The following is a 15,139-nucleotide window of genomic DNA, read 5'->3' as shown; positions in this document are numbered from 1 at the left end:
TTGTGACAATCGTTCCAGGGTGGGCAGAGAATGCACGTACATTAAATTCTTTACCGCGTTTATCTAATTCAACAGCAAATAAGGCATTTGCTGTTTTGGATTGTCCGTAGGCTTGCCATTTGTTGTAATGACGATTTTTAAAGTTTGGGTCGTTAAAATCAATATCACAAATACGATGACCGCGCGAACTAACTGATACAACCCTTGCTCCATTAGCTTTGACTAAAGCGGGCCAAAGTCGCTTGCAAATTCGTTAGCTGGATTGTGATTTGGTTTTTATGTTCCTCAAGTATCGCTTTACAAGCTTCATCGTTTTTGGCTCGTGAGAATTTCATATATTCTTGTATTGTATTTAAGGGCATTTGTGTTCTCTTTAGATGATTAATGAAAAGTATTCGATCTATATCTAATTGAACATACTGCCTATTATTATTCTCATTTCTTTTAGCTGGGGGAAGAAGGTTGATTTTTTCGTAGTACCTAATTGTATCTGTGCTTAATCCTGTTTTCTTTGCAACATCAGATATTGTGAATATATCGTTCATTTGTAATTGCTCTCCTTTCACTACAAGTGTATTACTTGGAGTTAACTCCAAGTCAATCATTTTGTTTGAGGAGTTTATATAAAGAAGAGGAGATTGCGTGAAATAGTGTAACGCACTTGCAAAAGCAACTTTAAAGCTTTTTGAAGGAAGGGAAGTTGTCATTTCGTGCAGCATGATTTGTTGATTACATTTATAATCAGTCATTTGGTATAGGTACTTTAAAGTGCCTACATCACTTTAAAGTACGTACTGTTATTAATGTTATGACCGTTTTATAATGACATTCGTAGCACAAAGTTATAACGATTACGTTTTAGATATTACGATTACAATCGTATTTTATTTAGACAAAACTGCAACAAATTTTTAGGGCTGTGGTGTACAGGATTAACTATGAATTTTGAGAAGAAAGACCAAAAATAAAAAAAATTATAGATTTATATTAATGAAAGAAAGTGAGTGAAACACATGGAAAAGTTTGCGAATCATTTTGGATATAATCGTATGTTTGCGAAAGAACGACTTACATTAGGAGTTCACATTCCTATTGAAAATTATCAGTTTCATGCACCAACAATGGAAAAACAAGTAGAATTGGTACAAAAAGCGGAACAATATGGTTTTACAGGCGTATGGCTTCGAGATGTTTTGCTGCAAGACCCTGACTTTGATGATCCTGCAACAGGTCAAATTTACGATATGATGATTTATTTGACGTATTTAGCAAGCCAAACAGAGAAAATCGCATTTGGAACGTCGGCAACTGTATTGTCACTTCGTCATCCGCTGCGTGTAGCGAAAGAAATTGCTACATTGGATCAACTATTTCCAGAAAGAATTATGCTCGGTGTTTCATCCGGTGACCGACGTGCTGATTTTAAGGCGTTAGGTGTTAGTCATGAAACACGAGGTGAAAAATTTAGAGAAGCGTTTGCTTACTTGGAAGATATTTTGTATAAAAACTTCCCATTTATCCAATCGACACTAGGAGAAGTTCATGGTGCAAATTTAGTTCCAAAACCGTCTAAGCGTGTTCCGACCTTTATCACAGGTTTTAGTCAGCAAAATATGGAGTGGTTTGCTGAACATGGTGATGGATGGATGTATTATCCACGTAGTCCGGTACATCAGGCGGCAGCAATTGGACAATGGCGAGAACTAGTAGAGGATTATCATCCAGATGTATTCAAACCATTTATACAACCGATGCATTTAGACTTATCTGAAGATCCAAATGAACGTCCTACACCAATACGTTTAGGCTACCGTACAGGGCGTAAGGCACTAATTGAATTGTTAGATGTATACCGAAGTATTGGTGTGAATCATTTATTCCTTGCTCTATTTGATGGTAAACGCCCGGCTAATGAAGTGTTGGATGAGCTAGGGGAAGAAGTACTTCCTCATTTCCCTGCATTGTAAAGGAGTGGAAAGAATGAAAGCGATAGGACTTATGCAATATGGAGATGAAAGTGTACTACAAGAGATGGAAATGCAAACACCTCTATTGGGAGACAACGATGTACTGATTGAAGTATATGCAGCTGGTGTAAATCCCGTGGATTGGAAAATACGTGAAGGTTTACTTCAAGACGTAATTTCTTATGACTTCCCGCTCGTTTTAGGATGGGACGTTGCAGGTAAAGTTATTGCCATAGGGCCAAAAGTAACAGCATTTAAAGTGGGTGATGAAGTATATAGTCGTCCGGATATTGAAAGAAACGGCACTTATGCAGAGTACGTGGCTGTAGATGAGAAGTATGTAGTGAAAAAACCGAGAAATCTATCCTTTGAAGAGGCAGCATCAATCCCTCTTGTAGGGTTGACAAGTTGGCAAAGTTTAGTGAAATTCGCTAATGTTCAAAAAGATGAAAGAGTCTTAATTCATGCTGGATCGGGAGGAATTGGCACGTTTGCTATTCAGTTAGCAAAAAGCTTTGGCGCACATGTTGCAACTACGACTAGTACAAAAAATATACAGTTTGTAAAGGAGCTAGGCGCTGATACTGCCATCGATTACAGAACAGAAGACTTTTCTCTGCTTCTGCATAATTACAATATTGTATTTGATGTATTAGGTGAAGATGTACTAAGGGACAGTTATAAAGTACTTGCACCAAATGGAAAGTTAGCGTCCATTTATGGTCCGAAAGGCATAGAAATCCCGCAAACTGAAATATCTATAGAGAAAAACATTCAGACTGATCATATATTTACTGAACCTAACGGATATGAACTTTCTCTTATAACAGAATTAATTGAGAGTGGGAAGATTAAGCCTGTTGTAACGCATGTGTTACCTTTACATGTAGAAGGTGTAAAAGAAGCACATCGTTTAAGTGAGTCAGAACGTGTTCTTGGCAAAATTGTATTAAAGAAACATTGGTAAAGTATGAGATTTTAGAGACAGTATTGTGCTAAGTAGCGACTGAGCTTATATATTCTTTTCTAGAAATTGTTTTAAAAAGGGAGATAGCAAATGGATTCAATGACATTTCTTTTATTCGGAGCGACAGGGGATTTAGCGAAACGTAAAATTTACCCTGCTTTATACAATATTTAGTAATCAAAATATACCGCAATCTTTTTCTATTATTGGTAGAAGGGCAATGTCAGATGTGGAATTTCAAACAAGAGTAGAACAATCCCTTGCTACATTTTCTAGACGATCTACTGATGATCAGTCAGGAGTAAAAGAATTTATTAGCGCATTTCGTTATTGTCAATTAGATGCAGCGAATACAGATGGCTATCGAGATTTATTGGGGCTTGTAAAGCGACGTGAAACAGAATTAAACATTCCTGAAAAGCGCATGTTTTACCTATCTGTTGCACCAGAGCTTTTTGATGTGATTGCTTTAAATATTAAGGAGATTGGATTGTGGACTACAAAAGGATTGAAACGTCTTATTATCGAGAAGCCGTTTAGTCATAATTTTAAATCCACTTGCGAGTTAAATGCAAAGCTAAGTAAAGGTTTTGACGAAGCTGATATTTATTGTATTGATCATTATCTTTGAAAATGAATGGATATATTATAGCAATACGCAAAAAAGCATTCTTTATATAGATTTGTATTCAAGATTTTGCGAGTGATGAAGTTAATATGGGTACATCATTTAATAAATAGACAAAAACTGAAAAATATTATGAATTTAAAAATCTTTAATTCAAGATATTTTTCTTGACGATAATAATTTATGTAGTTAATACGCTAGATGAAAGGTTATTTAATAATAAAAAGTAATTAGATATATATTATTAAGTTTAATTCGATAAATAAGTAAGTTGTGGTAGAAATGCTTTGAATTGCCACTATTAATATTGGGGACAATTAGAAAGCGAAAAGTATAAAAAGAATTGGAATTTGATAACTCTTTGTTTTTTTGTAAAAACATGAAGTTAGAAGATAAGAAGAAGCAAGAATGAATCAACAAGAGTATTAGCTTCTGTACAATTCATTTTTAATATATTGACAATGATTATACACCACGAGGGGGGACTGAAATTGGAATCAATGACCTTTGTTTTATTTGGAGCGACAGGGGACTTAGCTAAAAGAAAAATTTACCCCGCACTATATAACTTATATAGAGATCAAAAGCTTCCAAAGCAAATATCCGTTATCGGGCTTGGGAGACGTCAAGTATCTCATGTAGATTTTCAAGAAAGAATAAAAGAATCAATAGAGACGTTTTCCCGTCATAGGGAAGAAGGTACTCCAGAACTTGAAGGTTTTTTAGATAATTTTCGCTATTGTCCATTAGATGTGAGTAAGCCGGAAGACTATGAGAGGTTATTACAAGTAGTTCGTGAAAGGGAAGAAGAACTAAATATAAAAGGTAATAGAATGTTCTATCTTTCAGTTGCACCTGATTTTTTCGAGACAATTGCTTTAAATATTAAGGAAAGCGGACTTGATAGAACGGATGGATGGAAACGCCTGATGATTGAGAAACCGTTTGGACACGACCTCAAATCTGCTCGTGAGCTTAATGATAAGCTGAGTCGAACGTTTGAAGAAGATGAGATATACCGTATTGATCATTATTTAGGTAAGCCGATGATTCAAAACCTTGAGGCACTAGAATTTGCAAATCCTGTTCTCCAATCGATTTGGAACAAAGAACATATAGCGAATGTACAAATCACAGCTAGTGAAACGGTTGGGGTTGAAGAAAGAGCCGGATATTATGATCAGGCGGGAGCCATTCGTGATATGGTTCAAAATCATATATTACAAATATTAATGATGACTGCAATGAATCTGCCGGAAAAGATTAGTGCATCTGAAATTCGAGAGGAAAAACGAAAGGTAATGGAGGCGCTTCGTAAAGTGAAACAAGAAGACGTTCAGAACCATATCGTACGCGGACAATACGTTTCAGGAGAAATAAATGGTCAACAAGTTGTAGCATATAAAGAGGAACCAGGAGTAAATCCTTCTTCTAACACAGACACATTTGTTGCCGCTCGCTTATGGATCGATAATCCATTTTGGACTGGCGTTCCCTTTTATATACGAACAGGTAAAAGAATGAAAGAAAAGTCTACTCGTATTGTAATCGAATTTAAAAATACGTTAAAACAGCAATATCAAGATAATAATCCAAAGGCAGAGCCTAACTTATTAATAATTGAAATTAGCCCAGGTGAGAATGTTTCACTACAGTTAAATAGTAAAAATCCATTGAAAAATGGAGAGATTGAACCGATTCGTATTAATTTTACTTGCGAGCAAGTTGAATTGGGGGTACCTGAAGCTTATGAAAGACTCATCCATGATGCTGTGAGTGGAGATTCTACATTCTTTGCACATTGGAAAGAAGTTGAATTGTCATGGGAATGGGTACAGCCAATTCTTGAAGCATTCGAGGAAAACTTATTGCCGCTTCATGAATATCAGTCTGGTTCATATGGTCCAGATGCGGCTAATAAACTATTACAAGAAAGTGAATTTAAATGGTGGTTAGATCAAAAAACGGAAAAATAAGCACATTCTGAAATGAAGGTATTTAGGGGGACAATTACTATGGCACAAAACATGAATCAATTAGCAGTTAATACACTTCGTACTTTATCGATTGATGCTATTAACGAGGCAAATTCAGGTCATCCAGGTCTTCCGATGGGAGCAGCACCAATGGCTTATGCATTATGGGCGAATCATTTAAATTACAATCCTAATAATCCAGAATGGTTTAACCGTGATCGTTTCGTTTTATCGGCGGGACATGGATCTAGTCTGCTATATAGCCTACTTCATTTAGCTGGATATGACGTTACAATTGATGACTTGAAAAGTTTCAGAAAGTTAAATAGTAGAACACCGGGACATCCCGAATTTGGTCATACTCCTGGAGTTGAAGCAACTACAGGCCCGTTAGGACAAGGGATTGCAAATGCTGTAGGAATGGCAATGGCAGAAGCGCATTTAGCAGCGAAGTTTAATAAGGATGGTCACTCTATTATAGATCACAATACCTATGCTTTAGTTGGAGATGGTGATTTAATGGAGGGTATTTCTTATGAAGCGATGTCAATGGCAGGGCATATGAAACTTGGTAAGTTAATTGTACTATATGATTCAAATGAAATTTCACTTGATGGTGAATTAAACATTGCTTTCTCTGAAGACATTCAGAAAAGGGTAGAATCTGCACAGTGGCAGTATGTAAGGGTTGAGGATGGAAACGATGTTGAGGCTATTACAAGAGCCATTAAATTAGCGAAAGAAAATACGGACAAACCTACTCTTATAGAAATTAGAACAATTATAGGTTATGGAAGTCCAAAAGTTGCTGGAACAAACAAAGCACATGGTAACCCGCTTGGAGTAGAAGAGGCGACAGCGACAAAACAAGTGTATGGTTGGCATTATGAGGAAGATTTCTTTGTACCTGAAGAAGTTAAAGTTCATTTTAATGAACTTAAACAAAAAGGTATTGAAAAAGAGAACCACTGGAACGAGCAGTTCAACTTATACAGAGAATCGAATCCTGCATTAGCAGATGAACTAGAAAAAGCGATTACAGGTGAGGTTTTAATCGAAGCGAATGACATTTTATCCTTTGATACGGAAAAAGCTATTTCAACTCGTGTTGCAAGTGGAGAAGCTGTTAATCATTATGTGAAATCGATACCTTCTATTTTTGGTGGAAGTGCAGATCTGTCGCATTCCACTATGACAGATATAAAAGGTGAAGCAGTGTATGCAGTAGAATCGTTTGCTGGCCGAAATATATACTTCGGTGTACGTGAGCATGCAATGGGAGCGGCAGCGAATGGGATGGCACTTCATGGAGGAGTAAAACCTTTCGTAAGTACATTCTTCGTATTTAATGATTATCTTCGTCCATCAATTCGACTTGCTGCATTGCAAAAGTTACCTGTTACTTATGTATTTACGCATGATTCGATTGCTGTGGGAGAAGATGGTCCAACGCATGAACCAATTGAACACTTGGCTGCTCTTCGGGCAATTCCTGGTCTAACAGTTATTCGTCCATCAGACGCAAATGAAACAGCCAGTGCTTGGGCTTATGCTTTACAGCAAACGGATGGTCCAGTGGTCTTAGTATTAAGCCGTCAAAATTTACCGGTGTTTGATGAAACGAAAGCAAACATAGAGAATCTTTCTAAAGGAGCTTATATACTAACGCAAACAAATGAAAATCCGGATGTGATTTTAATTGCGACAGGTTCTGAAGTATCCTTGGCTGTTAGTGCGAAAGCGAAATTAGAAGAAGAACATGTTTCTGTTCGTATCGTTGCAATGCCGAGCTGGGAGTTATTCGATCGTCAATCGAAAGAATATAAAGAATCAATTCTTCCGTCTTCTATAACAAAACGAGTATCTCTTGAGATGGGCGTATCCCTTGGCTGGGAGCGTTATGTAGGACAGGAAGGAAAAGTACTATCGATTGAAACATTTGGAGCTTCAGGAACTGGGGCTGAAGTCATGAATCTATTTGGATTTACGACAGAAAATGTTGTTCAAATTACACAAAATGTATTGAATTCTTAAACTATGACTGTGAATACCTTTCTGAAAATACCAACTTATAAGTGTTGAAAATGATATGTCAAAAAGGTATTCAAGATTATAGTGATATCTATTTTTAATAAAAGGTGATTTGAGGAGGAATTATATTATGCAAGTAGGATTAATTGGTTTAGGTAAAATGGGATTAAATTTAGGGAAAAATTTAATTGATCATAAACATCAAGTAGCAGCATTTGATTTAAATACGAGTGCAGTGGAAGAAATGAAAGAGTATGGGGCTACAGGTGTATCTAGTTTAAATGAACTTGTTCAGTCATTAGAATCACCAAGAATTCTTTGGGTTATGGTTCCGCACGCTGTTGTTGATTCTGTTATTAATGAGGTTACACCGCTGTTATCAAAAGGAGATATATTAATTGAAGCTGGTAATTCACATTATAAAGAGTCTATCCGCCGATATGAGCAATTAAAGACAGAGGGTATTCACTTTATGGATGCAGGAACTTCTGGCGGAATGGAAGGCGCTCGTAATGGTGCTTGTTACATGATCGGAGGAGATCAAGAAGCTTGGGAAATCGTTGAACCTATTTTCCGCGATACAGCTGTAGAAAATGGATACTTATATGCTGGAAAAGCTGGTAGTGGTCACTTTTTAAAAATGGTTCACAACGGAATTGAATACGGTATGATGGCTGCTATTGGTGAAGGGTTTGAGATTTTAGAGAAAAGTGAATTTGACTACGATTATGAAAAAGTATCAAGAGTATGGAACAACGGTTCAGTAATTCGCTCATGGTTAATGGAATTGACTGAAAATGCATTTTCTAAAGATGCAAAACTAGATGAAATTAAGGGAGTTATGCATTCTTCTGGTGAAGGAAAATGGACAGTAGAAACAGCATTAGACCTTCAAGCAGCAACTCCTGTTATCGCAATGTCTCTATTAATGCGCTACCGCTCATTAGACAATGATACGTTTACAGGAAAAGTTGTAGCAGCCCTGCGCAATGAATTTGGCGGACATGCAGTCGAAAAGAAATAAAAATCCTAAAGTTATAACTCGTAACGTTTAAAAAATGGAGGGAATTGATCATGAAGTTTTTTATTGATACTGCAAATCTTGAGGACATAAAAAAAGCATATAAACTGGGAGTTTTAGCTGGTGTTACAACCAATCCTTCTTTAGTAGCAAAAGAGGGCATCAAGTTTGAAGATCGTATTGCAGAAATTTGTCAGGCAGTACCTAAAGTCGAGTCTGTTTCGGCAGAAGTAACTCCAGATGTTGTTACAGCGGAAGAGATGATTGCCCAAGCAGAAGAATTGATTAAAATTAACGGTGGCGATAAAAACATCACGATAAAACTTCCGATGACGCTAGCAGGATTAGAAGCTTGTCGCTATCTTACTGAAAAAGGTGTTAAAACGAACGTTACACTTATTTTCACTGTGAACCAAGCTCTTTTAGCTGCTCGAGCAGGTGCAACGTATGTTTCTCCATTTTTAGGTCGCTTAGATGATATTTCTGAAGATGGCGTACTATTGGTTGCTAAAATTGCTGAATTATTCTTTATTCATCAATTAGATACACAAATCATTGCGGCTTCTGTCAGGCACCCGGATCATGTAACTCGTGTAGCGATGGCAGGTGCTCACATTGCAACAATTCCTTATAAAGTAATTGAACAACTTGCTATGCATCCATTAACAGACCAAGGTATTGAAAAGTTTGCTGCGGATTGGGCGAAAGCGCCTAAATTATAATGAAGTGAAGTTTTCACCAATTGCTTTTTCACGAGAGGACTACTCTCTATGTGACTTCATCCTGTAAACTTAATCTCGAGTTTGGCATCTTATTACGTGAAAACGGCAATATAAAAAGAAACGATTCATTTTCAAAATAGCACAATAGTTATGAAAAGGACCTCCTTATGAGAGTAAAGTTTGTTAGCACGTAGCTCTCATAAGGGAGAGTCTTTTTTTGTATAAATCATGGTGCTCTCAAGTATGTATATTTAATTAAGGAAGAACTTTGTGGGTGCTCTTTTTTTATAGGAATATTTTGAAAGGGGTTACATTGTGAGTTCAAAATATATGATTGGTGTAGATATTGGAACAACTAGTACAAAATCAGTTTTGTTTTCGATTGATGGGTCTGTTATTGCAAGCCACGGGATTGAATACCCTTTATATTCTCCCGCGCCAGAAACAGCAGAACAAGATCCAGAAGAGATTTTTCAAGCAGTGATACATACTATAAAAGAAACTGTACAATCAAGTAATATACAGCCGATTGATATTCTTTGCGTCTCTTTTAGTTCGGCAATGCATAGCGTCATTGCTGTAGACGAAGAGGGGAGTCCGTTAACGAGATGTATCACTTGGGCTGATAATAGAAGCGCAAGCTGGGCAGAGAAAATAAAGAATGATATGAATGGTCATGAAATTTACCTTCGTACTGGGACACCAATTCATCCTATGTCACCACTTTCGAAATTAGTTTGGCTTCAGAATGAGCATGCAGAATTGTTCGCAAAAAGCTATAAATTCATTTCTATTAAAGAGTATGTTTTTTATAAGTTATATAAGGAATATGTAATTGATTATTCTATAGCATCAGCAACAGGAATGTTCAATTTAAAATCTTTAAAATGGGATGAGGAAGCTCTACATGTTGCAGGAATTTCAGATGAAAAGCTTTCTAAACTAGTTCCAACGACGCACAGCTTGAGAGGGTTAAATGAAGAGCTTGCAAGAGAAATGAACATACACGTTTCTACTCCTTTTGTAGTAGGAGCTAGTGATGGCGTACTATCGAATTTAGGGGTAAATGCGATAGAGCCTGGGGTTGTTGCTGTTACAATTGGTACGAGCGGTGCGATACGTGCCGTCACAAATCATCCTGTAACAGATCCAAAGGGTAGGATTTTTTGTTATGCGTTAACTGAGGAACATTGGGTAATTGGTGGGCCAGTTAATAACGGTGGTATGATTTTCAGGTGGGCCCGTGACCAGCTGAGTACTATAGAGGTTGAACATGCGAAGCGTTTAGGAAAAGATCCATATGAAGTGCTTACTGAAATAGCAGCAAAAGTTAACCCTGGATCTGACGGTTTATTATTTCATCCGTATTTAGCAGGGGAAAGAGCTCCTTTATGGAATGCAAATGCGCGAGGTTCTTTCTTTGGACTAGGATTGCATCATAAGAAAGAACACCTTATCCGTGCTGTTTTAGAGGGGATCATTTATAACTTGTATACTGTTCTTCTTGCTTTAAAAGAGCTCATTGGCGAACCGAGAAAAATTCAAGCAACTGGAGGCTTTGCAAGGTCAGAACTTTGGAGACAGATGATGGCGGATATCTTTCATCAAGACGTATATGTTCCTGAAAGTTTCGAAAGCTCTTGCTTAGGAGCTGCTATCCTCGGTTTATATAGTCTAGGTGAAATAGATACATTACACGTAGTTTCTGAAATGGTAGGTGCAAATTTTTATCATGAGCCAAACATGGAAAGTGTGGAAAAATATAAAGATTTAACACCAATCTATATTCGTCTATCCCGTCACTTGGAAGAAGAATATGAAAGTATAGCAGCTTTTCAGAAAAAATGGGTTTAGAGGCTGTTTCGCAGAAAAATGTGGTAACTTATAAAGAGGTACTCCGATTTTTTAGGATATTCTTTCAATATAAAATAGATTAAGGCTGCTTAGTAAGAAGTATGAAGAACGAAAACTATAGGGAGAGGGTTATGAAAATGATGGATAACAAAAAGTTTATTGGATATGTTGGAACTTACACGAAAGAAAATAGTGAAGGAATATATACTTTTACTTTAGATACGGAAGCAAAAAAAATTAGTAATGTAACACTTGCGGCCAAGCTGGATAACCCTACATATTTAACCATTAACCGAAATAATCAATATCTCTATTCTGTTATAAAAGAAGGAGAAGCTGGTGGTGTAGCTGCTTATTCGATTGACAATCATACTGGAGAGCTTAAGGCAGAAAACAGACAAATAGTAGAAGGTGCCTCTCCTTGTCATATTAGTGTTGATAGTAGAAATCGTACGGTAGTTACAGCAAATTACCATAAAGGAACGATTGAGTCTTTTGTAGTAAATGAAGAAAATGGAACTGTAAATCCTGCTGTCTCTATTATTACACACAAAGGTTCAGGTCCGAATAAAGAAAGACAAGAAAAACCACACGCACATTATGCGGGATATACTCCTGATGAAAAATATGTGGTGGGTGTTGATTTAGGGATTGATAAATTAATTACGTATGAAATAAAAGATAGTACTCTAATAGAAGTTAATAGCTTGTCTGTGAACCCAGGAAGTGGCCCAAGGCATATTACTTTTCACCCGAATGGAAAATACGCCTATGTGATGACAGAGCTTAGTTCTGAAGTCATTGTATTATCATATCACTCGGAAGAAGGGGCCTTTACAGAATTACAGTATATTACTACTGTTCCAGAAGAATTTGATGAAAATAGTCAAGGAAGTGCCATACACATCTCTTCTGACGGTCGATTTGTGTATGCAGCGAATCGTGGTCATAATAGTATTGCTGTTTTCAATGTGGATCAAAATTCAGGTCAGCTTACATTTGTTGAACATACATCTACAGAAGGAAATTGGCCGAGGGATTTTGTATTAGATCCTACTGAAAAGTTTCTTGTTGCTACAAATGAAAAGTCACATAGTCTTGTGCTATTTTCAAGAAATGAAACTACAGGGAAGCTAACTCTTTTACAATCGGATGCTGTTGTACCAGAGCCTGTTTGTGTTAAATTTTTAAATGTTTAACGTGCGTTGATAAAGGGCAAGGGATGGAAGCTCAATTCATGTAGAAATGTAGTTCTTTGTCGAAACGTCGATATAATTTCATATATCAAAAAAGAAACGTAAAAAGCAAAGCGATCATCGCTTTGCTTTTTATTGTTTCTTTTTTGGTCTACGTACTAACTCCCCACCACAGTTCGGGCAAACATTTTGTCTTTCCTCTGTACATGGTGCACAAAATGTACATTCATACACGCATATGTATGCTTCGGAATCGGGCTGAAGGGAATCGTCGCAAATTTGACAGTTTGTTTTCATTTCTAGTGCCATAGTATCTCTCCTTGTTGTTTGAAAGTTCTTAATTTAATTATAATTAATATTGTAGAGGAAGTCCTTTTTAAATGAAAGGAAATAAACGGATTAAGTTGTTGTTTGAGATGAAATATGCCGGTTTATTTTAAAATTGATTATTTAGTGCAGTTGGAATATTATGAAATAGTCAAAAGACAACAGGGGGTATATATTTTGACTAATAATAACGATTATTTTTATGTAGAAGAGAATATAACTTACAATAGTTTAAAAGCAGACTGTGAAAAATGTTTTGGTCTATGCTGTGTAGCATTACCTTTCGCGGCATCAGTAGATTTTGCGGTGAATAAAGATGGTGGTAAACCTTGTTCAAATTTACAATCAGATTATAAATGTAGTATACATAAAAGTCTTAGAGGAAAAGGGTATAAAGGTTGTACTGTATTTGAATGTTTCGGCGCTGGGCAAAAGATTTCTCAAGTTACGTTTAATGGAATTGATTGGCGGAAAGATGCTAGTCATGCTAGAAAAATGTATGATGCTTTTCCGGTTATGCATCAGCTTCATGAAATGCTTTGGTATTTGAAGGAAGCCGTTCTTTTTAAGGCGACGCAAACGATTCATCATGAGCTTAGTAAAGCGATTGAAGAGACGGAACGACTTTCAAATTTAAGTGCAGATGAGTTAATGAAAGTAAATGTTCCATTACATCGTGCAGAAGTGAATGTTCTCCTTCTGGAAACGAGTGAACTCGTTTGGAAGGAAATAAATACTGCAAATAAGAAAAGAATTAGTCACCGAGGTGCAGATCTTATGGGAGCAAATCTTAAAAAGAAAGATTTACAAGGAGCGAATTTACGAGGTGCTTATCTTATTGCGGCAAATTTACGAGATGCTAATTTACGAGGTGCTGACCTCATAGGAGCAGATTTGCGAGATGCAGATATTAGAGGAGCAGATTTTACAAATAGTATTTTTCTTACGCAAGTCCAGATTAATGCAGCAAGAGGGGACAAACATACAAAATTGCCGAAATTATTGTCTCGTCCAGCGCATTGGACTGCGTAAATTGCATGTAGTGGTTTGCAAAGTAATATACCAATTTGTATTGGATTACATGATCAAGATCCAATTATACGAACAGGCAGAGATTAAATCTCTGCCTGTTTTTTCTTTTCAAGAGTAGTAATTATAACGCTGCATATAATAAGAATACCACCAATGAAAAAGTTACTGCTTAACGTCTCATTTAAAAGAAGCCAGCCGAGTAATGATCCAACGATAGGTTGGAAGAAGAAAAATAATGAACCGATGCTAGCATCCATTAACTCTAACCCTTTATTCCAAAGGAAAAATGCACCTGCGGTTGAGACGATTCCTAAATAGAGTACGCCTAATAATACGTACATGTTCACATGTTCAATAGGAGTTGATTGAAATTCCCACACCATACAAGGTGTTATAAAAAAGAGTGAAAAGAATATAGCGTACGTTGTAATAACTAAAGATGAAAATCGAGCTGAAGCGATTTTTACATAAATGGATAGTAAAGCCCATGTAATAGCGGCTCCAACTAAAATGATTGTACCGATAAAATAGGAGCCAATTTCAATATCCCATCCGATAACGATAATGACACCGATTGTTGCGATGATAGTTGATAACAGTCTACGAGCAGTTAGTTTTTCTTTTAAAATGAGCGCTGCAAATATGACCATAAATGCAGGTGTAGCTGACGTTACTAAAGAGCCTGTATGAGCGTCGGATAATTTTGTTCCGATAAATTGACATGTGATCGAAATGAAGTACCCGATGAATCCAATCCAAGCGAATAGTAACCAATCTTTTTTCTGGATGGTTATTTTTTTCTTTTGCTTTCTTTCTGTTGTTTTCAAAAGCACGTATAAAACAACAAAAGCGATAATAAAGCGTAGCCAAACGAGTGTTAGTGGCGGGATAAAGTCGAGTACATATTTGCTAACAACATACATACCGCCCCAAATACTTGCTGCTAGTGATAAACATATAGCTCCTAAAATTGTTTGTTTCATTTGAATTACCTCCGTCTATTTTTAGGGTGATGATAAATTCCCTAAGACGAGGCATAGTGTATGTGTTATATGAATGCCCGTCTTAGTTTATAGACGGCCTACAGGTTGATCGTTTTCGAATGAAGTCTTGTAGTACATATGCATATTCCTCCTTCTTATTTTATAATGATATTATAACTTAATTTTCTGATTTTTTAAGGTGTTATGCAATATATTGTTATGAATTCGCATGTGAACAATTATCAAGATCCTATCTGTTTAGAAAAGGTGGATTGGTTTTTAGTATGTGATAAGTAGAGGGAATTTGAGTTTAATAGAAAGATAGGAGCTGAAATTATTTAAAAGAACTTTCGTATATTTGAAACATACGAAAGTTCTTTTGTATAGATTGTGAATAAGAAACCGTCACGTTTGACTGTACAGTTTATGTATTGT

General features: G+C 36.4%; 13 protein-coding genes. 10 read left to right on the top strand and 3 right to left on the bottom strand.

Features of this window, described 5'->3' with window-relative positions:
• Positions 1 to 212: 212 nt before the first annotated feature.
• A complete protein-coding gene (locus ACTFQM_RS12185) occupies positions 213 to 749 on the bottom strand; it encodes a MerR family transcriptional regulator (RefSeq protein WP_440034510.1) in 537 nt (178 codons plus the stop codon).
• Between the two features lie 264 nt (positions 750 to 1,013).
• On the opposite strand from ACTFQM_RS12185, the gene ACTFQM_RS12180 reads away from it, so the two are divergent.
• From ACTFQM_RS12180 to ACTFQM_RS12140, 9 genes are all read left to right on the top strand, one after another.
• Positions 1,014 to 1,967 (top strand): LLM class oxidoreductase, encoded by a 954-nt coding sequence (locus ACTFQM_RS12180; protein WP_440034509.1) that lies wholly within the window; start codon positions 1,014 to 1,016, stop codon positions 1,965 to 1,967.
• Between the two features lie 13 nt (positions 1,968 to 1,980).
• Positions 1,981 to 2,934, top strand: coding sequence for an NADP-dependent oxidoreductase (locus tag ACTFQM_RS12175; protein WP_440034507.1), 954 nt, complete (start codon positions 1,981 to 1,983; stop codon positions 2,932 to 2,934).
• A 166-nt stretch (positions 2,935 to 3,100) separates the two neighbouring features.
• Positions 3,101 to 3,565 carry a glucose-6-phosphate dehydrogenase gene (locus tag ACTFQM_RS12170; RefSeq protein ID WP_440035763.1) on the top strand — a complete coding sequence of 155 codons (465 nt, stop codon included), beginning with the start codon at positions 3,101 to 3,103 and terminating at the stop codon, positions 3,563 to 3,565.
• Between the two features lie 488 nt (positions 3,566 to 4,053).
• A complete protein-coding gene (gene zwf, locus ACTFQM_RS12165; protein WP_440034506.1) occupies positions 4,054 to 5,538 on the top strand; it encodes a glucose-6-phosphate dehydrogenase in 1,485 nt (494 codons plus the stop codon).
• Positions 5,539 to 5,577: 39 nt separating this feature from the next.
• Positions 5,578 to 7,572, top strand: coding sequence for a transketolase (gene tkt / locus ACTFQM_RS12160; RefSeq protein WP_440034504.1), 1,995 nt, complete (start codon positions 5,578 to 5,580; stop codon positions 7,570 to 7,572).
• 127 nt (positions 7,573 to 7,699) lie between these two features.
• Positions 7,700 to 8,593: a phosphogluconate dehydrogenase (NAD(+)-dependent, decarboxylating) gene (gnd, locus tag ACTFQM_RS12155; RefSeq protein ID WP_400485253.1), complete on the top strand. Its 894-nt coding sequence runs from the start codon at positions 7,700 to 7,702 to the stop codon at positions 8,591 to 8,593.
• Between the two features lie 50 nt (positions 8,594 to 8,643).
• Positions 8,644 to 9,312 carry a fructose-6-phosphate aldolase gene (fsa, locus tag ACTFQM_RS12150; protein WP_440034503.1) on the top strand — a complete coding sequence of 223 codons (669 nt, stop codon included), beginning with the start codon at positions 8,644 to 8,646 and terminating at the stop codon, positions 9,310 to 9,312.
• 312 nt (positions 9,313 to 9,624) lie between these two features.
• On the top strand, positions 9,625 to 11,166 hold the full coding sequence (gene gntK, locus ACTFQM_RS12145; RefSeq protein WP_440035760.1) for a gluconokinase: 1,542 nt from the start codon (positions 9,625 to 9,627) through the stop codon (positions 11,164 to 11,166).
• 131 nt (positions 11,167 to 11,297) lie between these two features.
• Entirely contained in the window at positions 11,298 to 12,365 is a 1,068-nt protein-coding gene (locus tag ACTFQM_RS12140) for a lactonase family protein (protein WP_440034501.1), read from the top strand.
• A 129-nt stretch (positions 12,366 to 12,494) separates the two neighbouring features.
• Here the strand turns inward: ACTFQM_RS12140 and ACTFQM_RS12135 are convergent, their stop codons facing one another.
• The gene (locus ACTFQM_RS12135) at positions 12,495 to 12,671 is read right to left on the bottom strand and encodes a DUF1272 domain-containing protein (RefSeq protein WP_002172718.1); all 177 of its coding nucleotides are present in this window, start codon (positions 12,669 to 12,671) and stop codon (positions 12,495 to 12,497) included.
• Positions 12,672 to 12,866: 195 nt separating this feature from the next.
• On the opposite strand from ACTFQM_RS12135, the gene ACTFQM_RS12130 reads away from it, so the two are divergent.
• The gene (locus tag ACTFQM_RS12130; protein WP_440034500.1) at positions 12,867 to 13,721 is read left to right on the top strand and encodes a pentapeptide repeat-containing protein; all 855 of its coding nucleotides are present in this window, start codon (positions 12,867 to 12,869) and stop codon (positions 13,719 to 13,721) included.
• 83 nt (positions 13,722 to 13,804) lie between these two features.
• Here ACTFQM_RS12130 and ACTFQM_RS12125 read toward each other — a convergent pair whose 3' ends face one another.
• Positions 13,805 to 14,704, bottom strand: coding sequence for a DMT family transporter (locus ACTFQM_RS12125; RefSeq protein WP_048373185.1), 900 nt, complete (start codon positions 14,702 to 14,704; stop codon positions 13,805 to 13,807).
• Positions 14,705 to 15,139: the final 435 nt, after the last annotated feature.

Source organism: Bacillus cereus group sp. MYBK30-2 (assembly GCF_051915945.1).
GTDB lineage: Bacteria > Bacillota > Bacilli > Bacillales > Bacillaceae_G > Bacillus_A > Bacillus_A paramycoides.
Note: the sequence above shows the minus strand (reverse complement) of the source record. Positions and strands in the feature narration are given on the sequence as shown.